Raw genomic sequence first — 20,477 nt, 5'->3', positions numbered from 1 at the left:
TATATCAGCCTGTATCTGTTTTTACCGTTCAACTAAAGGATGAATTAGTAATAGCCGATGTTTGAAAAAGTAAATTTTTTTAATGAATAAAATCTGAGTGTTAACAACAAGCTTGTGATACAGGCGAGACAAAGGCTACAAATTTATGGAACAATTGCAAAACTTAAGTGAGTTAATCTATTTAAAACGCAGTTTTGCTTTCTCAATTGCAAACTGCAGTCTCTGAGTCCAGGAATTTCATCTTGTCAGCAGCAATGATCGAATCAGATGCTTACCAATTACGGTTTGGTGGCATAGCCAGATTATATGGCGTTAAGGCATTACGGCTATTTTCTGAAGCCCATGTGATGATAATTGGTATTGGTGGGGTTGGTACTTGGGTGGCAGAGGCTCTGGCGCGTAGTGGCATAGGTAATATCAGTTTGATGGATCTGGATGATGTCTGTGTGACCAACAGCAATAGGCAGATCCATGCGCTGACCTCGACGGTTGGACAGTCAAAAATTAAAGTGATGGCGGCACGTATTAAGGAAATTAATCCCTTGTGTCAGGTCACCGAAATCGAAGATTTTATCGGTGCAGATAATCTGGCTGAATATCTGCCGCCGCCGGCACGGTGGATTTTGTGGTGGATTGTATTGATGCGGTAAAACCTAAAGCCGCCTTGATTGCTTGGTGTAAGCGCAACAAGATCGCGTTAGTGACCGTTGGTGGCGCTGGCGGACAACTCGATCCGACACTCGTCTCGGTGACTGATCTGGCCAAAACGATTCAGGATCCGTTACTCGCAAAGGTACGAAATCTACTGCGGCGCGAATATAACTTCAGTAAAAATCCGCAACGACGCTTTGGTGTCGAGGCGGTGTTCTCCAGTGAACAGCTAAAATATCCTCAGCCAGATGGCAGTGTTTGTAACACTAAAGAAGGGGTCAGTGGCAGTATGCGGATGGACTGTTCGGCGGGTTTTGGTGCGGTGACATCTGTGACCGGAACTTTTGGTTTTGTTGCGGCCAGTCGGGTATTGCTGAAGTTGGCGCAAAAGGCCTAACCCGGCTAAATCTAAAAATATGATCCAAATCTAATGTAATCAGATTGGTTGTGCTAGAATGCAGCCACTTTATTGCACTAGGGTTACAAAACTATGCAAGAAGCTCTGCTCTCCCGGTTTTTACGTTATGTGCAGTCGGATACTCAATCCGATCCTAACAATTCCACTATTCCCAGTTCTGTTGGTCAGCAAAGATTTGCCAGCGCATTAAAACAGGAATTGACGGAACTTGGCTTTAGTGATGTTTTTCTCAGTGATAGCTGTTGTCTTTATGCTCGTATCCCGGCAACAGTAGCCGATACCCCGGTAATCGGTTTTCTGGCGCACCTTGATACATCGCCAGATTTTAGTGGCACCGAGGTTAAGCCGCAGATTGTCAGTGATTACCAAGGACAGATTATTCCATTAGGTGCCACTGAGCAGTTATCTCCAGAACAATTCCCTGACTTGCTACATTATCTTGGTAAGACGCTGATCACCGCTGATGGCTCAACATTACTTGGTGCCGATGATAAAGCGGGGATCGCGGAAATTGTCACCGCGCTGCATTATTTATTAGAACACCCAGAAATTCCTCACGGGGAAATAGCTTTGTGCTTTACGCCAGATGAAGAGATTGGTCGTGGCGTGCGGGGCTTTGACGTGGCACGCTTTGCTGCACAGTGGGCTTACACTGTAGATGGTGGGGCGGTTGGCGAATTACAATTTGAGAACTTCAATGCAGCGACTGCCGTCATAACCGCCCACGGCAACACTTGCCACCCAGGCAGTGCTTTTGGGGTGATGGTCAATGCTATGACTATGGCCTGTCGCTTCCATGCCAAGATGCCGTTGAACGACACCCCGGAACATAGCTGTGGTTACGAAGGCTTTTTCCATTTGGTATCGATGGAAGGTACTACGGAACGCGCCAAATTGGTTTACCTGATCCGTGATTTCGACAAACAGCAGTTTGAGCAGCGTAAGCAATGGCTGCAAGATTTGGTTGAAAAATACAATGATGAGTTAACCAGTGGTAGCTTGGAAATTGCAATCACTGACAGCTACTTCAACATGAAAGAAGCAGTAATGCCCACACCGCATATTACCGATATTGCTTGTCGTGCCATGGAAATGGCCGGGGTTACGCCGGATATCAAACCTATACGTGGTGGTACGGATGGTGCGCAGTTGTCCTATCGCGGGTTGCCGTGCCCCAATTTATTTGCTGGCGGACATAATTTTCACGGTAAACATGAATTTGTCTGCTTAGAGTCAATGGTGAAGGCGGTAGAGGTCATCATCAATATCGCCAAGCTCACCACTCAGCGATACGATTAGCCACAACCCACCAGCGAGTCTTTTGCAAAAGCCGATGTGATGTCGGCTTTTTCTACCCTAAAAATCTAACAATGGCATTGGATTTGCTTATCCATCGCCACTGTTATGTTTTTGACACTGGGTATCTTCATGAAGCGATTTAGACTGGCATTGCCGAAAAAATCAGTATGGGTAGCCTACTGCTGAGGCTAGCGCTGTGGGGAATGGTGTTGAGCACCTTGCTACTGTTTATGCCATCACCCTTATTGCAGTTGATGAATCTCGATCAATGGGCGATTAATAATCGGCATTACGTCGGTCTAGGACTGTTATGTTCGTTGGCCTATATCGGGGCGCTGGTCGTCAATTTTCTGTTAGATGAAGCTATCAAATATCTGCAAGGCAAACGGGTGGACGATGCGATTGAAGAGAAAGTCCAGCTACTCGACCCGGCCGAACGGGCCTTATTGCGAGAATTTTTTCTGCAAGGCAGTTCAGTGTTAACCATGCCTAAGGATGATTTAGTGGTACAGAGTTTGTTACAAGCGCACATCCTTGCATGTATGGGTAATGAACGTCATTACGCGATCCAAGGGCCGACTGCTGACTTTAAAATCTCAATGAAAGCTCGCAAATATCTCAATCGCAAAATACTCAGATTACCGGCCGGGGAGCTAAGCAAAGAAGATATGCAGCACTTGATTAAAACCCGGCCACAGTTCATCAATAATTTGGCCCAAGTCCGCAAACACGCAGCTTAAGTTATCTCCGCTAAATATAAAAAGGGCAGCTCAATGCTGCCCAAATCACTTCTTTGTGTGTCACATTAGAAGAAATAAACTAAGTCTTGGCAGACTTTACTATCAGTACCCAAGACAGGTAACTGAGCAGTCCAACTGTGCCGAGCAGCACTAGTGTGGACAGTAAACCTAGGGGAGTTGTGAACATTACATCTATATCAAGTAATAGAGTCACCCACTTGCTCCTCTTATCGTAAAGTCAGCTAAAAAATAGCCAATCTGTGTCAACAGCAAACTGATCGTGATCAATAAATCACCGAAAATGTGGTTGTTAGCTGGACAGGCATGCGCAGTATCAGAGTTGGATCATATTTTTGACGATAGCGGTAATGCTCCTTGAATGTCGGTTTTTACGCTAATCGTCAGCAATAAAAATGCTTAGCGTTGTAAAAATAAGCACTCAGACGGCATTTTATAGTAAGAGGCATGAAAGCTCTTGCGATTGTATAAAGCACAGGTATAATGCCGTCCGTACCGCTGCTTACCTGTGTTCGTGGGTAGCATCGATAGCGACAAAGTTGTGCCAGAGTGGTGAAATCGGTAGACACAGGGGATTCAAAATCCCCCGCCCTTAAAAGCGTGACGGTTCGAGTCCGTCCTCTGGTACCATCTCCTAGCGAGATAATAGGCCGACGATAAGTCGGTTTTTTTGTCTCTGTTTCCAGCACTTATCCTTTCCTTGTTCCACAATATTCTGGGTACAACTGTACGCAGCATTCATCTTCCGATGTGCTGGTCGGCTCCAAACTTTGCAAGGGAATTAAGAATCTGCTATGACGTGCTTTTGAGTGTTTTGCTTGTCTAATTGGGTGTCACTTTAATAGTGAAAACGCCCATCTCCCAGTAGCTCAAAAAGTTGGGTTCCCACATCTCATACATGTCACGTCCTGCCCTGATAGGGAAGTACCCATACAAGGTCTGAAAAGCGGAGTAACTGAAGTCAAAATCAATGGCTTTGGTCAGCTCGGCAAAGTACCCGGTTCCCACGTAACAAAACTCCGTGATGTAACAGAGTCGCCAATGATCTCGGTGGTGCTCCAAACGGATCTCCACCGGATGAAATCCCCGTTTTCGGCACTGTAATCCTCATCACGGAAGTTGATGGTGACGCTGTAGCTATCAATATCTTTCACAAGTTCCGCTAACTTGGTGGCAAAGGTATCGGATACGGGTAAAGGGAGGTCGGTATTAATGGTGAGCATCTTCTTGTCCTTCATAAAAGGTAAGGGGAACGCAATGGTTCCCCCTCTCTATGGTCATGGTCTTGGTGTAGCGATGTGAGTTGTTACTTACCGGGCTTGGCAGTCTGTTTCTCGGTGGTGGTTTTATCTGTACTAGATTTCTCGTTAGCAGCCGTTGTGTCAGCGCTAGCCTTTTTGCCAATCTTGGGGGCTGGGGCGAGTAACTGCTCGTCCAGTTCGCCTTTCTCCACCGCATCAATCACTACCTTGATGACTTCCGGTAGCTTGGCCTTGTCACCGACATCAATAGCCGGACAGCCCTTTTGCAGCTCGACAGGTTTGTTGCTAATCCGCACCTCAAAGTAGTAGTGATTGTCGCTGTCATAGAACCATGGACGGACGATATAACGGCGACGGATTTTCTTGCGTTCACCCGTCTCGGCATCCTTTACTGAACGCTCCTTGTAGGCTTCAAACTCCCGCCCTTCAATCATGCACTCGGCCAGTGATAGTTGCTGCTCCAGCTTGTCGAGTAACTTCATACGTTTACCTAATACGGGTGGCTTAGGGGCAATTTCAGGGCGAGCGATAACCTTGAGCGAACTCAATACAGTAGTCATGGTGTGTTTCCTATGGTTGGGTGTTAACGGATAAATCCGATACGGGGTTTCCCTTGCTTACGACTGTTCTCAGCACCGAGTAAAGCGAGGGCTGTAGCGCGGTGGTCGCGCTTAGGTTCAAAGCGTTGGCGTCTTGCCAAGATGGCGAAGTCACCGGGGGTTAATTGGTTTAGGGTGTTTAGGGTGGAAATCTCAATATGGGTCAGACGCTTAATGCCAAAGACCTGCTTATATAGTGCTTGGCGTTGCTCACTAGTGAGATAGTCACACTCCAACTTGAAATCGAAACGGCGCATCACTGCACTATCAATACTGGCAAGGGCATTGGTGGCAGCAAACACGGGCATGGTATTGCACTCAAGCTGAGACAGTAGCTCGTTCACAAGCTGCACTTCATACTGCGCATGAGCGCTCTCGCGCTTGCTGAGCAGACTGTCGACTTCATCGATGAGCATCAGCTTCTGCTGCTTATCTGCTTCTCTGAACAGTCTAGCGACGTTCTGCTCGCTGTCTCCGACATACTTGCTGAGTACATCAGAGCATTTGATGTGCATCAGTTCATAACCGTGCGTTTCCGCTAAGTGATGTACCCATGCCGTCTTACCTGTACCGGGGGGACCACTGAGCATGACCCGAATGGGCATCGCCTGTTCCACGGCATGGTTAATCGAGGCCAGTATCTCGGCGGTTTGTTCGTTACTGGTTGCTTGCTCTTTTACTATTTTGAAGTTCACCAGACTGTCATCAAACACTAACTCGCCCTGGTACTTGGGTAATGGTGCGTCTTCCCCGCAAGCTTCTAAGGTTGCCTCAATCACTTCATCCAGTATGGCCTCGGCCTTGGTGCCTTTAAGCTTCAGTGTCGTTGCCACATGCACGGCATTGCCTACCATGGCCGGAGTGACATTGGGTTTCTCGGCCAGCAATAATCGATACTCATCCGATACCTTGAGCGATGTCAGCAATTGCTGACTCATGGCATAGGCAAAAGACTCTTCCGGTACTGGCACTTCCATGACCAGCTTAAAGCGGCGGATAAAGCTTGGCTCCAGCAACTCCGCATGGTTGGTTATCCAAATAGCGGGTACTGGGTTTTGCTCCAACACCCGCATCAATCCTTCCTTGGTGTAGTGTTCATCGGCCTGTACAAACAGGCTCTCACATTCATCCACCAGTAGCAGACTGCCACTGCTACCCGAGAGTAACCCTTGCAGCAAGTTCAGATACACCAGACGTTGTGAGGCCGGGTTACGAGAATGAAATGCTCCTACCAGTTTGCCTTCTTCCAAGCGCAGACTTTGCACTTCCAGCAAGCTACGCTGAACTGAATTTGCCAAGGTTCGGGCTAACTCGGTTTTCCCGGTTCCCGCTTTGCCATAGAGCAGGATATTGATACCGACAGTTGGCTGTTTGGTAATGGCAGATAGGTAGTTAGCCAGTAAGTCAGTGTTCACATGCCCAAATTGCGACAGGCTAAATTGGGCTTCCCGGCTCTGACAAATGAGCGGAGCCATCAACTGCTCAGCACTGGTAAGCGGCTGTTTCACCAGTATAGGTATCAGCGGTACGGGTAACTTCATCAGATAAGGGGTGACAAATGACACTTCCTCTATTAACTGACAGTTGGCAAGCTTATCCAGTTGCTTAATGATGTCCTCGCTATCAAGACCACTCTTGGCAACCAATACCCGCTCCAGTACGCCCTCGTCATCATCCAGTAGGACATCAGCAATGCCTTTCAGTCCGAGGTTAGCGTTCATCACAATCACGAATGCCACCACGGGTTGCATCTTTATCGGCAGTCCAAACAACTGACACAGGAACTTGGCATTGTGGGTCACGGTGTTGCTCGCAGTCGGTGCTCGGTCTTCGTTAGGAATAAGGGCTAATACGTCATCCAGTGAGTATTGCTTGTGACGCTCAACCTTCTCCCCGGTCATGGATTCCACCATTGAAGAAGAGAATTTTCCTTCTCTGGTAAAGGCAGCACATATCAGTGCTTCACCATAACGAGAGGCTAGATAGTGGCAGTATTGTGCACGCCATAAACGCGATTTGCTGCGTTTCAGCATGACGACCTCCCGCCACGACGTTTAGGCTCAGGAACATAATCCAGCGTCGTCGCCGCTTCCCGCATGAATGCATCACTGCGCTTGTCATAGATGGTGGTGGTACTGATGTCGGCATGCCCTGCCATCTGGCGCACGGTATTGATATCAACGTTCTGCTCCAGTAGTCGGGTAATAAAGGTGCGGCGCAGGTCATGAGGGGAAGCGCCTAACACACCAATCGCTGATAGCTTGTCTTTGACTAACCGATACAAGGTATCACTGCTGACAGGCTCATCCACTGCGAATTGCCCGGTGACAGTACACTTACAAATGAGATACCCGGCTTGGCGGCCACGCAGCTTGAGCCATGTAAGCACATGCTGCTCAACCCAAGGCAGGTAAAAACAGCACCCGGCTCTTGTTACCTTTCCCGGCCACGACTGTGATGGTTGAGGTGCTACTGTCATAGTCAGCCATGGTCAGTGCTGCTAACTCACTGCGTCTAAGCCCAGTGCCTAAGAACAGCGCAAAGATAGCCAGCGTTCGCAGACCATAGAGACCTCTGCGCTTACCCAATAGCTCAAACAACTGTGTCACCTGTGCAGCACTCAGTGGATTACCTTGATGCTCTCCATGCTTCATGTGCGTAATGCTGGCGATATGGGCAACCTGCTGCATATCGGCTTTACCCATCAATGCCGCGACTTTGACAATGCTCTTAATGGCGGTCATGGCGCGATTAATCGAACGTGCCGACCATTGCTCATGAATGAGTAATGCCCGTATCTGCATCGCTTGTTGATAGTCCACGCTGCTTAGGCGCATACCAATCACAGCGTCAGGCCAGTCCATCAGTCGGCCAATGCTGCGCATCTGCGACTCGATAGACCGCTTGCTGTTGGGCGCAAGGCGGCTCAAATACAGCGCATAAGGGGTCGCTGTAGTCATGTAAATAACTCCAGTAAGAAGATGAGTAAATTTGTTGCTAGATGATTGAAATAGAAGGGAATAGCGATACCACGCTATATAGCCATGGTATCACTATTTTGATGGAGTTTCAGCCAATGATTTTGACACGGTTTTAAGGTCGAAGGAAATTAAAGTATTTGCGCAGTATCAAACTCACTAAATATCCAATGTTGATTTGTGTTTCATTTCAAGTTTGCGGATTTTGGATTTCAGTTTGTCATTCTCACTGGTGAGGAACTCGTTTACTTCTTTTAATTCTTTGTTTACCGTACTGCGAATATTTTTTAGTTTTTCGAAGTTGTTAATTTTATTTCTCTTTAGCTCTTCCAGTATGGCGTGAATTATTTTATTTGTTTCGCCTTGATAGCCTTTTTTCATCTGTTAAGTTGTCTTTTGAATATCGTTCACTAGTGGCTGTATCATACCTTTTTAATTCATCCATTAGATCGTACATTTCTTTAGTATTATTTATGCCGTATGAATTAATGTTTTCAATTAATATTTTGAATACTTCGTTATCACTTATTTCCTTTGTTTTCTTTTCCTCTGGTGTGATGCCAATGAGTTTAAGTATATTTTCAAATGTTGAGTCTTTAATATAGAATTTTGTTCTTTCCGCATCTTTTGGAGTCTGTTTTATCTTTTGCGTCCATTTGCGCCAAATGTCTTTTAGCTCATTCTTGTGACTATTAAGTGCGTGTAAGACTGTTGGTTTGCTAATACTATTTTTATGATCTTTTAGTTTTATTAATAGCCCATCTATTTCTTTGTATAATTTATGTTTTTTCCCCATCATTGTTAATAAGTCATTTCCATATATTGTCCACTCTTCGGCGGTTCTATCTTTACGGTGTTTTCCCATATTATGATTTCCTTATGCATTATTTCGTCGGCTGAACTATTTGTCTTTAATCCGATAAATTACCATATGTCCACGTCAAAAATACTAACTGTCCATGCTAAAAAACACTCAATGTCCATGCTTTTTTAATTAGATGTTCATGCCATTTATTTGATATGTCCATCACCAATATTCTGTATGTCCATGATTAAAATATGATTAGGTTCACGCTGTTTAAATGACATGTCCACGCTATATAAATGGCATGTACACGCCGAAAAAATCAGTAACATATTGAAAATTCTCTACATCTAACTAAGGCGTGATGGATTTTCAGTGGTACATAGTCAAAGATGCGCTTTTGCCTAGGATTTATCAATCCTCAACGCAGAAATTGTTTTGTGTTACCTGCAATCGACTTTATGCTTTTAGCACTGCGAGCAGAGCTAACGTGATCGAGTAGAAGATGTACGATTTGCTAAATCGCAGTATCATTGTGATGCGCCGACAGATGCAAAATCTGTGGTATTAGTAGTCGCAGAGAAGTAATATCAAGACAAGGAAATGAGCTTAAATGTCAGATCAATATTCAATTTTATAGGTATTCAAGGATGAGTGATTCTAAGCTATCTAATAATCATTCCAATAGTTCTACTAGTGGTTTAGATGAAACCAACATTTTCGAAGAATTCGTTCCGAGTAAGATTTTTGATATAACAAGAAATAATAAATACCCATTAGTTCAGCCAGAACTCAACCGTAAAATTGCTAAGCTTACTAATCCTAAAACATTAAACTACACAACTAACATCGCAAAAATTATGAGTGTGCTGCGAGATAGAGAAATTGTTGAGTACCAACAAACTCTCATGGAAGCAGCAATCCATAACATCAGCGAAGATACAGTTGATATAGATTTTATACGTATAGGGTTGAATCTTTCCTCTACAGATATATATAAACTACTTGATGGCGAAAATGGCCTAATTCGGGTGAGAACCCAGAATAGGCAAGACCGCCTAATAGTTAAAAATATGAATATTGGTAATAAGAATGTTGGGTATAAGAAAAGTGATAAAAGACCTTATTTTACTCATAGATTCCAGATGTTCGCCGATCTCGACGAATATCGATATCTTGATATTTATATTGCTGATCCAGAATTCGAGAGAAATAAAGGCAGAGATTTAAAATATAACTGTGAAATAGAATATATCCCTACCCGTGTTTCCCGCGAATTAGCATCTTTTATGCTATACCAGCTTCAATCTGTATTAGAAATCCGCCGTTATAAGCAACTCATCGATAATGCTCTACTATTAGAGTTGCATACGGGGTACATCATGTATGGTGTATCCCAGCTCTTCGGCTTCCTGCTAACCAAGAATAACAAGGTTAAGGTCGGCGAAGTTTTCCCAAAAGAAGGGGACATGGCTGCTGAAACGACCTATGTTGGTAGCCGTGCTAGTGATCACCTAATTGGTTATGACAAAGTCCTTAAGGAAAATAAGAAATTTATCGAGGCAGCTGTATTAGGTTGGGATCTTATCGCTAAGAGATTAGACGGCATTGAAGATTGGTTCCCTAATCAGGTTTGTAGTCTCCGCCTTGAATCTCGCCGCAGATTCGAAAAAGACCCCTTCAAATTGGCTGATATCAGTCTTGTTCGCTCGTTATTAGAAGATGTCCGCCTAATACGGCCTAAACGGCTATTCGACCTTGATGATTCTGAGCTTGAGGCGTTGGTCATTGATAAAACAGTGAGGAATTGCAGAAACACGTTAGAGACCTTGAGACTAAAGAACCAAGAGCGCCGTGAACAAGGGAAAAGGGGGCGTTCTTCTCGATTCTTGTTGGGTAAACGGAAGATTGCAGCATCCGTTAGTCGCCGCTCTGAAATGCTACTAGAGGCAATTCGAACCCCAGTTAAAGAGTTGACTGATGTTACCGGAAACTACAGCGCAGCCAAATGTAAGGTGAGTGAACTCCTTCAGTCACGTATTAATAAGATTGCGAGTAAGAGCCATAAGATTTCAGCCATTATTGACGCTGAGGAAAGGGCTATATACGTAGAAGGATGTCCCGGCTCAGGTAAAACATCGTTAGTTGTAAAGCGTGTTGAGCATCTGTTAGCGGAGGGTATTGATGCAAGTGAAATCAGTGTGCTGGCTTTCACTAATGCTGCCGCTAAGGAGTTTGCGGAACGCTTAGATGAGAAGCTCCCTGATAACAACAGCATGTTCATTGGCACCTTTAGTAGTTGGTGCAATAAGCTGCTTAATTTTGAAAAAGATCAAAAGGTTCTCAGTGCTGAAGCAGCGTTAAAGATCATCGAAGACTTGGTACGGTCTAAAAGCAAGATCGTTAAAAGGCTTGATAGTGGGGAAGTTGCTCGCCGATGCCAGCTTATCTTCAACCACCAAGCTAACTTTGATGAGCCTATTCTAGAGCGCAGCATCAAGAAGGTGGCACCGGAACTAGTCGAGTACGCAGAGGATATTTCTGAGCTTCTGGAGCGCTATAAAGATTACAAAGAGGGAAAATTCAGGGACTTTAATGATCTTCTGGTGCAACTACGGCAACGTCTACGAGATGATGATTTCTGCCTGAGGGTGGCAGAACAGACTAAGCACCTGATCATCGATGAAATCCAAGATACCAATGAGATTCAATGGGATATCATAGAGATGCTATATCATCATGGTATTCAATTCTTCTGTGTGGGCGATCCGGCCCAATCCATGTATGGCTTCAGGGGCGCTAAGCATGAGTACCTCGACCAATTCACTAAGACGTTCAACAATCGTAAACGTTTTCAGTTAACTAAGAACTATCGGTCATCAGCTCCATTGGTCAGCTTGGCTAACGAAATTCGGCGTAAGATCAATTCTAAGTACAGTATTTCAGTTTCAGTCAATAAATCGGAAGAGGCTGATATTCCTCGCCTGAAAAACTGCGATAGACTGAAGGAAGCTGCTCAATGGTTGGTGCGAGACATCAAGGCTAGGCAATCAAGTGGTACCCAGTTCATCTTATGCCGTTATAACAAGCAAGTCTTGAGTGTTGAAAAAGCGCTCAAAAAGGCTGATATTGAGTACGGTGACGGTGAATCAATTCAGGTACTTACTTACCATAAGTGTAAAGGGTTAGAAGCCGAACATTGCTACGTGCTTGATCCGCAGTTTAGCAAAAGCAAGTTATCGAGCTACAAAGAAGAGCTGTGCAATGCTTACGTGGCACTCACTAGGGCTGAGAAAACCTTGACCATTCTGGCCTGTACCAGTGGTTCATCCGTGTATGGAAAGGATGATGAGACTGTTAAGCGCTCTGGCCGCAGCATATTCCTCGACCTGCCAGAGGATAAGTTAGAGTACATAGACTAGTAACGATTAGGGAATAATTGTCATGGGAAGACGATACAGACGCAGAAGCCACTCCAGCCAGATAATAGCTGACTCAGTCACTATCGGCAGCCGATTGCCTTGGTACGGTGCTTTCTTGTTTGGCCTAATCTCCTTCCTCATTTTCTACTACGCATTTCCCTACTGGCTTGAATCAAGGCTTAACGCAGCACAAGGCGCTGTTAGCTATCCGGGGCTGGAAGTAATGTATGGGCGAGGTATCCGTCTATTTCACTATCTTGGAATCGCTACCGGCGCTGTGGGGTTGTTTTTCAGTGTGAGGAACTACTTCCTCATGGGAACGATGGATCGTAGGCACAGAGGTATTGTGGCGCTTTTGGCTAGGCTAGTTGGTCGGCACTTGGATTAGGAGGACGGAGATACATGGCAATTTACTGCGATCCTAACTGCTATTCTTGCTGTGACCACTGTACCCACTTCTGTTGCCTTGTTGACAAAGAAGATCTAGATCTGAACATTGAATATGCGGGTGTTTGCACCTTGCATAGTATGCCTATGGATATCGATGAGCTGTGTGGCGACTTCTTTTGTAGGGCGGCGAAAGATAAGGGCATTGGATACTTCGGCATTGTGGGAGAACAAAGTAAAGGGCCTTATGTATTAGATGCCGAATTCTTTGCTGAGCATGAGCTGGAAGGGTGGATATTTAAGGCATAGGAGGCCAAATGGTGTTAATCAGGTGCAGAAAACGTTGTTGAGATATATTGGTTATCAGTGTTGTACTAAATAATCGATTCTAACTTAAATGAAATAAGGAATTTTCATGTTTGTAAAATCTATAGATATTAAGAATTTTAAAGGATTTTTTGGCGAAAATAACATAGAGTTCAATACTCCAGACGGAATTACTGAAGGTAGCGGACTTAATATATTTGTTGGTCAAAATAATGCGGGGAAGTCCACAGTATTTGAAGCGCTCGATTTCATAAAAGATAGCACCAAGAAAGACCCGGAATCATTAATTAACAAATCAGATTTAACAGCAATAATTGATGATTTTTCTGTAGAGGTTACTTATACTGGAAATATTGAGGATTCTGTTAATTCTCATGTTCAACAAAATAAAATTCAATCATTTTTGGGTTCTATATATGTGAACAACGGCAATAATTATTTAAAAGTCAAACGGAGCTGGCAAAGAGATACTCCAGATAATATTAAGAAAATCTACTTTTTTAACAATGAAGAACAAAATTACTATAATCCATCAGGAATAGATGCACCATTCAAAAAATTTTATGACAACAATTTTATTTGGGCTGACACTAATCCAAATGATGAATCAAAATTCGGTGCATCAACAATCTGCGGCTCACTTTTAAAAGAAATAGCTTCTAGTCATACTGATACTCCAGAATACCAAGCGTTTCAAAATAGTTATCATGGACTTTTTAATAATCCAGAATCTGAACTGAGAATCAAAATATCGGAAATAGAGAGATCAGTTCAAGATGTATTTTCAGAACAGTTTGGTGTAGCAAATATCTCGTTTTCATTTGATGAACTGCAAATAGAGAACTTTTTCAAAACGGCAAGCATTATTATTGATGATGGTGTTTCTGTTCCTATGAGTGAAAAAGGACATGGAATGCAACGAGCTGTAGCATTATCATTGCTTCAAGTTTATGCTGATATTACATCTACAGCTGCAAATGCAATAGTTTCAAAGCCATTTTATTTATTTATAGATGAACCAGAAATATGTTTGCACCCTACTGGTCAGAAAAAACTATTGGATGCACTGATGGTTATTTCAAAAACCAAGCAAGTATTTATTACTACACACTCACCTTTTATGCTTTCTACTCCTAAACTAAGAAATACGGGGCTTTTCATTTTTAAGAAAGTAGATAATCGAAATACTATATCTCAAGCTACTACAGAACCAATGTTTCCATGGAGTCCGTCTTGGGGAGAGATTAGCTATAGAGCATATGATTTACCCACAGTTGATTTACATAATGAACTCTATGGTTATTTACAAGAGAGAAATAGCTTGAACCGCATTCAGGATATGGACCAGTGGCTAAATGCTCAGGGTATGTTATCCAACAAGCTTTGGACGCAGGAACGGAATGGGAATCCACATCAGCCAACGCCCGTAACGTTACAGTCATTCATTCGGAACCACATACACCACCCTGAAAATATAACAATGCAAGCTAATAAGTATACAGAGGCTGAGCTGAAGCTCTCCATCGATCAGATGGTCAATCTTATAAACATTTGATAATACTAAAAATATCAATTCCCATAATGTCGGCCTACCTGAGAGCACTTAACTCTTAAGTAGGCTTGATCTATCAGAGGCATATAATTCAACTTCAAATGCAATGTAAACTAACTGTCTATCGGTAAAAGTAGTTCCGTCAACGCCAAAGTCGTTCAGGCTACTGGTTTCCCCAACTCAGTGACTATCGCGCGCCTAGATGACTCTGACGATCGCAGGACGATATTATGCTGAGATCAGTGATGCAATCTGCTCTATCGAGCAGACATAGCATTTCAATGAATGATCGTTGAAGTGTTGTCGTTCTGACTTAAATGCGTATTACGCTTGATCTAGAACTCAAATCTGACTAGTTATGCAGTTTTATGTGCATAACAGCATCTGAACAGCTGTTTGCAGTCGATTACTGCTGAAACAGCTCAAATATGCGCGTAAACACGCGATTTCTGCATGTTAATACATATTAAAATGCAGAAATAGTTACTTGTTCAAAACTCAGTTGTTATGTCGCTTAGATCTGGTTAAAGCATTGGTTGAGATAATGGTGATTCAGAGCTAGGAACCCGCTGTTGGATATGCTTTTTAAGTTATAATTGGTCAGAAATACCCGACCAATTATAACCCTATGTATAATTAGCTCACATCATGTATTTATTTCTTAATCTAAGTGCTTCTAAGTTAACGTATTTAGGGATTTCAATTTTAGACGGGATATTCTTTGAGTAGTATGGGTCATTACTAAGATACTTTGAAAGTGTGATATTTCCATTTTCATAAATTCTAATGTGACCTTTGTCATATAAAATATGAAGATCTGCTCTCAATATTATGCCATTAGAAAAGTGATCAGTGCCATTATTCTTAACTGGGATGATGTGGCATGCTTGTAATGATTCAGGAGTTTTTACTCCGGATAACAAACAAACACCACCCCTTCGAATATGACGTCTTTTCTGAATTTTGACTGACCCACTCTAGATAATATTTCAACTTGCCTTTTTTCTCTAGATGCATCTATAACTTTGGAAGAATTCTCTATGGAAATAATATCATCAATTAGACTATCTTGATCTTGAATCGATAACGTGTTTGAATGATATTCAGGAAGTGCGATTTTTAATAATGAATGAATACTATCTGCTTGTTCCTCATAAAGATAAAACTCTTGTGTAAAATTTTCTTTTTCTTCCTATCATCAGTTGAATCTCTTACTCCGAGATAACCATAATTATGAAGGAAAAGTAAAAATTCTCTCGCAATTCTATGATCATTATCTTTATCTAATGCTTTCCATGATTTACTAAATTTTTCTGGATGCTTTCTGTAGGTTATGATTCCTGTAGAAATATCTTCTGGAACGAATTTGTTTCCAGACATTGGAATCAAAACATTAACTAATTCCTCTGTCGTTATATAACCGTGTTCTTTTTTATTACAATAAAGTAAGTATATTGTTTCTAATATTATTTCAAGAGGTTTTATTTTTAGAGTATGTTTTTCCCAATCACTATAGACAGACTGTTTGTCAATATCTTTGTTAGGGAATTCTACACTTTTTATTACATACGATGAAAACTCATCTCGTGTAATTTTACCAGATGCATAAGCGTTCCCGAATTCTGAAAGCTTGATTCCTCCTTTTGTTGATTTAAGTAGACCTGTTATTTTCCAGTATTGACCAGAATTTCTAAATATATTACGTTTTTTGGTTCTAACTAAATTGGGGATTCTAACGTGTGACAATTCATTTTGAATTTTCATTAGTCCTTCGTGAATTTCCGGATCACTAGGAGATTTTCCTTGGTTTTCATACAATACCTTCAAACATCCATAATATACTTCTGGAATATTGATGTTTTCAGTAGGGGTTAAAGCGCCCCATCTCCATTTATATGTTTCAAATGGCTTTTGTATATTTGTATAATCCATTATTATTCCAACTGTTAGCAAAAGAACAGTTGGAATAATACCATCTTCAAGATGTGGTTGGTAAGAGTTTACTTCTTAGTTGGGAGAGGCTGTATTTTTTCAGCTTGGTTTAGCATTACACCCAAAGCAAAGCCAAGTTTTGGAGGCACAGCATTCGCTATCTGCCGATAGCCTGAGGTTTTCGAACCTACAAAGAAAAAATCATCGGGAAAGGATTGTACTGCAGCTGTTTCTCTTACAGTCATTCTTCTAGTGTTATTTGGGTGATGTAAGACGACAACACCTCCTTTTTCATCTCCTCTACCTGTTACGGTGGGAGCTGGTTTATTAGGGTCAATTACTCTATGTCCTAAATGACCGTTAAATCTCAGCTTGTAACTTGAACAGACATGATTCATCACATTAAGTTCTTCACTAGGTTCTGGGTAATGTGCTAGTGCTTGTCCAACAGTTATCCAATGAGGAAGTTTATCACCATCTTTACTGTGAGTTGTAGGAGGTGGAAAGATCACGTTAGTTGTAATATCTTTACGGACTCCAAAAATTATTACCCTCATGCGGGTTTGTGGTACACCGTAATCTGCACAATTTACTAACTTATAATCTACTGTGTATCCTAGTTCCTCAAAATCAGATACAACTTTTCTTATTACTCCTCCTTTATCTAGAGAAAGTATTCCTTTTACATTTTCTGCAATAAAATATTTTGGTTTTTTATCTCTTATAACTCTAACCATTTCTAAATATAGTTTATTTCTAGGATCATTTGTTTTTCTCGTCATATTTGCAACAGAAAATCCTTGGCATGGGAAGCCTCCAACAACTACATCGCAATTAGGTATTTCATTAGATGGAATAAGAGAAATATCACGTAAAACTACATGTTCTCCAATGTTAAATTTGTATGTTTTAACTGCATCTTCATACAAATCATTTGCCCAAATTATATTGTGTCCAGCTAATTTTAGTCCCAAATCTAATCCACCAGCTCCAGAAAATAATGATACAATATTCAATTTATTCACCAATTTTATTTTTTAAAGCTAAGGCCAGTTGTTCAGCAAATTTCACGGGTACAGCATTTCCAACTTGACGATAACATGATGTTAGGCTTCCAAAAAATTCGAAACTCTTTGGAAATGTCTGAATTGTAGCTGATTCTCTCACTGACATTCTTCGATGATTTTTGGGATGTTGAATGGCGCATACTCCTCCTTTTCCGTTACCTCTAGCTAGTATTGTCGGTGAAGGCTTTTCTGGATCTGTTTTTCTGTGGCCTGTGAAGTTTCTGTTTGTAATTTTATACTTCGAGTAATCATGATTTAGTAACCCATGATCGGCATCGTCAGCATCTGGTATGTCTTCTAAGGCTTTACTTATTGATACCCAAGGAAGCAACTGTTCTTTTTTTGCTTTACTTGGGGATGTGTGAGTCGCTATAGGAAAGTCATAATCTATATTTAGATCTTTTCTTACACCTACAATAATTACCCTTTTTCTTGACTGTGGGACCCCATAATCTGCTACATTAAACAGTTTTTTCTTGACCGAGTATCCTGCTAGTGAAAAATCATTTTCTATTTTTTTAATTGCTTCTCCTTTTGCTAAACTCAATATTCCACTGACATTTTCAGCGAAAAATAATTTTGGCTTTTTATCTTTTACAACACGAAGAAATTCAAGGTACAGTTTATTCCTTTCGTCGTCAGCAAATCGAAGAAGATTTGCCTGAGAAAATCCTTGGCAAGGAAAACCACCAATAATTATATCGGCTTCAGGGATTTCATTTGAATCTATATCCTCAATAGAACCACAAACAATATGTGAACCGATATTGTGTGTATACGTATTGCAAGCATCTTTATCAAAGTCATTTGCCCAGACAATATCAAACCCCGCATTTTTAAATCCGAGGTCTAGTCCTCCAGCGCCTGAAAATAGTGATATTACTTTAGGTTTTTTAATTTTCATCTTGCTTATTACTATTCTTAAATAAATAAAACGTGATTGCTTGTCTTACTAACCAAGCAATCGACACATCATTCTTTTCAGAAAGTTGTACTAATTCCTTATGTTGCTCTAGGGATAAGGATATAGATATTCTTGAGTCACACTTTCTTTTCATGCGTTATTCCATATTTGAAATTATACTTTCGAGCTGCACATTTCAGCTACTCACTGAGCTCCATTACGCTCCAGTAACGTACACTTTTTTTATAGATTTTCATCACCATTTTTCACCACTTATCACCAGAACTCGTCGAGATGAGTCAAATTTCACCATATTGTGATAGCTTTATTCTTACATCGTTGTCTTTTGGGCTGTATCGGGGGAAATATGTCAATGTAAAATTTTGATTTTTTAGTGAAGATAAGTATTGATTGAACAATTTATCTACTTGATAGGAATCTAAAAATTTTTGATTCTTTTTCAGCGGAGAAGACAATATTGCTATCTTGGTGGGTGAAAACCTCGGGGTCAGCTTCGGTTCCTTCATTTTCAGCAGTCATAATGACGTACCGCTCTTGTTCGTATTCTCTGTCCGCTGGTGATTTGTAGTCCACCCACAGTATCAAGTATTGGTCACCATCCTTGAACCAAAAGCTGGGACAAACGTCATTATGCCAGCTCCTATCATTGAGCATCGGGAACTGGCTTAGGTCAAGCCCAAGTTAAAGTGTTTTCAAAATTCTTGTTGGTAAAGTGCCATATGATGCTTACTTGGCTTGCTCTATGTCTCTAATAAACTCATTTGAAAGAATGTTTTTCGGGCTGAAGATTTCCGCGATAGACAAATAGAGTTCATCTTTGTATATGTCGTACAACACGCTGTCATGGGGTACGTAGGGTTGATAATGGTGGTCACCTAAGTCAATGTCCCACTGTGCATCATTGATGATGAAACTATCGTCATAGTTGACGGTAAAACTCATTTGTAAGATGGCTTGCTTGGTGAGGTCAACCATTTTAGTGTCGTCATTGTGTGTAACTAACCTATATACCTTACCTTCCTGTTGCTTGAAGGTGTTCAGTTTCATTTGGCAGTGATAGGTGACTGTCCGAGTGCCATTCTTAGCTTCGTGCGATTCCCATTTGATTGTGGCGCAAGGTGACCAATTATCAAAGGCTTGACCGATAGAGGTTTGTTCATACCCTTCCAAGTAACTGTCCTTGATGGTACTGGCGGTATCAGACTCATCAGATAAGTTGATGAGGAAGGCAAGCCCAAAAAAGCGACTAACGCAAGTATATACACCGACAAAACGCCCCACCATTTATCCATCCACTTGGGCAGCCAAGGCCACAGCGTTTCTTTGAAGCGGTAGTAGCGGTAATAGTCGTAGTTGACCTGCATGGCGAATGTTACGGTGTTGATAGCAACTATCAATCTATCGATGAATGCAGAGTCAGAAAACAACGCCCAAATCATGCCAATCGCAATGTTGACAATGGCTAATGCTAAGGTCAGATACAGTCCCTTTTTGAACATGCCCTTAGCGAAGTAATACAACGGACCAAAGAGTGCTCCCAAGAAATTAAACCGTAGTTTTCTTCGTTCCATCAGCGACCTCTGTCGTAATGCGTCAGAGCGTATAGCTTGCCGATACCCGACTTTATCCACACCAAGCTCATCAAAGCTGTTGAATATCATCTGCCACCCTTTACTTAGTGAAGAGTAGTCCTGGTGGGCAGTACGGGGTTTTGCATTATCGGAAGGGAGGATGTGTGGCGTTTTCAATGACTGGTTTCGCGTTCCCGTTGCGGGCTTGGCCTGTTGAACACGCTCTGGCGCTGACGGTTTTGCTGCTGGCTTTGTTTCAGGCAGTGCGGCTTCTTTTAGATAGGTGATTATCCCCACAGACAACAGCTTGGCATGAATAGCAGAGGCTTCACTGGCATTCAGGTGCTTTTTAATGCACAGCTCTTTGCCTGAGAGCAGCAAGTAAGCTTTGTCCTCGGGGAGCTTGAGATATCGCGCTAAGGCAATCGCAAGCTTTTGTGGTTCCTTGCCTTCAATGACTTCACCTTTAAAGATGATGTTAAACGTACCCATTAACTTCCTTCCTAGAGTTTCAGGACGAGCGC

17 protein-coding genes, 1 tRNA gene and 2 pseudogenes are annotated in these 20,477 nt (G+C 42.1%); 7 read left to right on the top strand and 13 right to left on the bottom strand.

Annotation, left to right across the window (positions count from 1 at the left end):
• Positions 1–254: 254 nt before the first annotated feature.
• The 4 genes and pseudogenes from tcdA to KHX94_RS06050 all read left to right on the top strand — a co-directional run bounded on the left by tcdA (position 255) and on the right by KHX94_RS06050 (position 3,756).
• Positions 255–1,048: pseudogene (tcdA, locus tag KHX94_RS06065) on the top strand (tRNA cyclic N6-threonylcarbamoyladenosine(37) synthase TcdA).
• Positions 1,049–1,141: 93 nt separating this feature from the next.
• Positions 1,142–2,368, top strand: a complete 1,227-nt coding sequence (gene pepT, locus KHX94_RS06060; protein WP_213682758.1) for a peptidase T — start codon at positions 1,142–1,144, stop codon at positions 2,366–2,368.
• Positions 2,369–2,535: 167 nt separating this feature from the next.
• Positions 2,536–3,108, top strand: a complete 573-nt coding sequence (locus KHX94_RS06055) for a superinfection exclusion B family protein (protein WP_213682757.1) — start codon at positions 2,536–2,538, stop codon at positions 3,106–3,108.
• A gap of 561 nt (positions 3,109–3,669) precedes the next feature.
• Positions 3,670–3,756 (top strand) — tRNA-Leu (locus tag KHX94_RS06050).
• Positions 3,757–3,948: 192 nt separating this feature from the next.
• Here the strand turns inward: KHX94_RS06050 and KHX94_RS21425 are convergent.
• The 6 genes and pseudogenes from KHX94_RS21425 to KHX94_RS06020 all read right to left on the bottom strand — a co-directional run bounded on the left by KHX94_RS21425 (position 3,949) and on the right by KHX94_RS06020 (position 8,830).
• On the bottom strand, positions 3,949–4,200 hold the full coding sequence (locus tag KHX94_RS21425) for a DUF2787 family protein (RefSeq protein WP_342345813.1): 252 nt from the start codon (positions 4,198–4,200) through the stop codon (positions 3,949–3,951).
• Positions 4,201–4,432: 232 nt separating this feature from the next.
• Entirely contained in the window at positions 4,433–4,948 is a 516-nt protein-coding gene (locus tag KHX94_RS06040; RefSeq protein WP_213682756.1) for a hypothetical protein, read from the bottom strand.
• Between the two features lie 23 nt (positions 4,949–4,971).
• Positions 4,972–7,020 carry an AAA family ATPase gene (locus KHX94_RS06035; protein WP_213682755.1) on the bottom strand — a complete coding sequence of 683 codons (2,049 nt, stop codon included), beginning with the start codon at positions 7,018–7,020 and terminating at the stop codon, positions 4,972–4,974.
• Positions 7,014–7,947 (bottom strand): annotated as a pseudogene (locus KHX94_RS06030) (tyrosine-type recombinase/integrase). The gene KHX94_RS06035 and the pseudogene KHX94_RS06030 overlap by 7 nt, the downstream one beginning before the upstream one ends.
• A gap of 177 nt (positions 7,948–8,124) precedes the next feature.
• Positions 8,125–8,346, bottom strand: a complete 222-nt coding sequence (locus KHX94_RS06025; RefSeq protein ID WP_213682754.1) for a hypothetical protein — start codon at positions 8,344–8,346, stop codon at positions 8,125–8,127.
• Positions 8,315–8,830: a hypothetical protein gene (locus KHX94_RS06020; RefSeq protein ID WP_213682753.1), complete on the bottom strand. Its 516-nt coding sequence runs from the start codon at positions 8,828–8,830 to the stop codon at positions 8,315–8,317. The genes KHX94_RS06025 and KHX94_RS06020 overlap by 32 nt, the downstream gene beginning before the upstream one ends.
• Before the next feature lie 590 nt (positions 8,831–9,420).
• Here KHX94_RS06020 and KHX94_RS06015 point away from each other — a divergent pair.
• The 3 genes from KHX94_RS06015 to KHX94_RS06005 all read left to right on the top strand — a co-directional run bounded on the left by KHX94_RS06015 (position 9,421) and on the right by KHX94_RS06005 (position 14,461).
• Positions 9,421–12,192 carry a DEAD/DEAH box helicase gene (locus tag KHX94_RS06015; protein WP_213682752.1) on the top strand — a complete coding sequence of 924 codons (2,772 nt, stop codon included), beginning with the start codon at positions 9,421–9,423 and terminating at the stop codon, positions 12,190–12,192.
• 402 nt (positions 12,193–12,594) lie between these two features.
• On the top strand, positions 12,595–12,888 hold the full coding sequence (locus KHX94_RS06010) for a hypothetical protein (protein ID WP_213682751.1): 294 nt from the start codon (positions 12,595–12,597) through the stop codon (positions 12,886–12,888).
• Positions 12,889–12,994: 106 nt separating this feature from the next.
• Positions 12,995–14,461, top strand: a complete 1,467-nt coding sequence (locus KHX94_RS06005; RefSeq protein ID WP_213682750.1) for an ATP-dependent nuclease — start codon at positions 12,995–12,997, stop codon at positions 14,459–14,461.
• A 638-nt stretch (positions 14,462–15,099) separates the two neighbouring features.
• On the opposite strand, the gene KHX94_RS21755 is transcribed toward KHX94_RS06005, so the two are convergent.
• From KHX94_RS21755 to KHX94_RS05970, 7 genes are all read right to left on the bottom strand, one after another.
• Positions 15,100–15,381: an HNH endonuclease signature motif containing protein gene (locus tag KHX94_RS21755; protein ID WP_213682749.1), complete on the bottom strand. Its 282-nt coding sequence runs from the start codon at positions 15,379–15,381 to the stop codon at positions 15,100–15,102.
• A gap of 196 nt (positions 15,382–15,577) precedes the next feature.
• Positions 15,578–16,390: a hypothetical protein gene (locus KHX94_RS05995; protein WP_213682748.1), complete on the bottom strand. Its 813-nt coding sequence runs from the start codon at positions 16,388–16,390 to the stop codon at positions 15,578–15,580.
• A 68-nt stretch (positions 16,391–16,458) separates the two neighbouring features.
• A complete protein-coding gene (locus KHX94_RS05990; RefSeq protein ID WP_212595380.1) occupies positions 16,459–17,406 on the bottom strand; it encodes a DNA cytosine methyltransferase in 948 nt (315 codons plus the stop codon).
• A 1-nt stretch (position 17,407) separates the two neighbouring features.
• Entirely contained in the window at positions 17,408–18,361 is a 954-nt protein-coding gene (locus KHX94_RS05985) for a DNA cytosine methyltransferase (protein ID WP_212595381.1), read from the bottom strand.
• Positions 18,351–18,515, bottom strand: coding sequence for a ribbon-helix-helix domain-containing protein (locus KHX94_RS21750; RefSeq protein WP_212595382.1), 165 nt, complete (start codon positions 18,513–18,515; stop codon positions 18,351–18,353). Before KHX94_RS21750 ends, KHX94_RS05985 begins: the two co-directional genes overlap by 11 nt.
• Before the next feature lie 593 nt (positions 18,516–19,108).
• Positions 19,109–19,429, bottom strand: coding sequence for a hypothetical protein (locus KHX94_RS05975; RefSeq protein WP_213682747.1), 321 nt, complete (start codon positions 19,427–19,429; stop codon positions 19,109–19,111).
• Positions 19,426–20,445: a DUF2628 domain-containing protein gene (locus KHX94_RS05970; RefSeq protein ID WP_213682746.1), complete on the bottom strand. Its 1,020-nt coding sequence runs from the start codon at positions 20,443–20,445 to the stop codon at positions 19,426–19,428. The genes KHX94_RS05975 and KHX94_RS05970 overlap by 4 nt, the downstream gene beginning before the upstream one ends.
• Positions 20,446–20,477: the final 32 nt, after the last annotated feature.

The organism is Shewanella dokdonensis (assembly GCF_018394335.1).
Taxonomy (GTDB): Bacteria; Pseudomonadota; Gammaproteobacteria; order Enterobacterales; family Shewanellaceae; genus Shewanella; species Shewanella dokdonensis.
The sequence above is the reverse complement of the archived record's forward strand: the minus strand, read 5'-3'. Positions and strand labels throughout refer to the sequence as shown.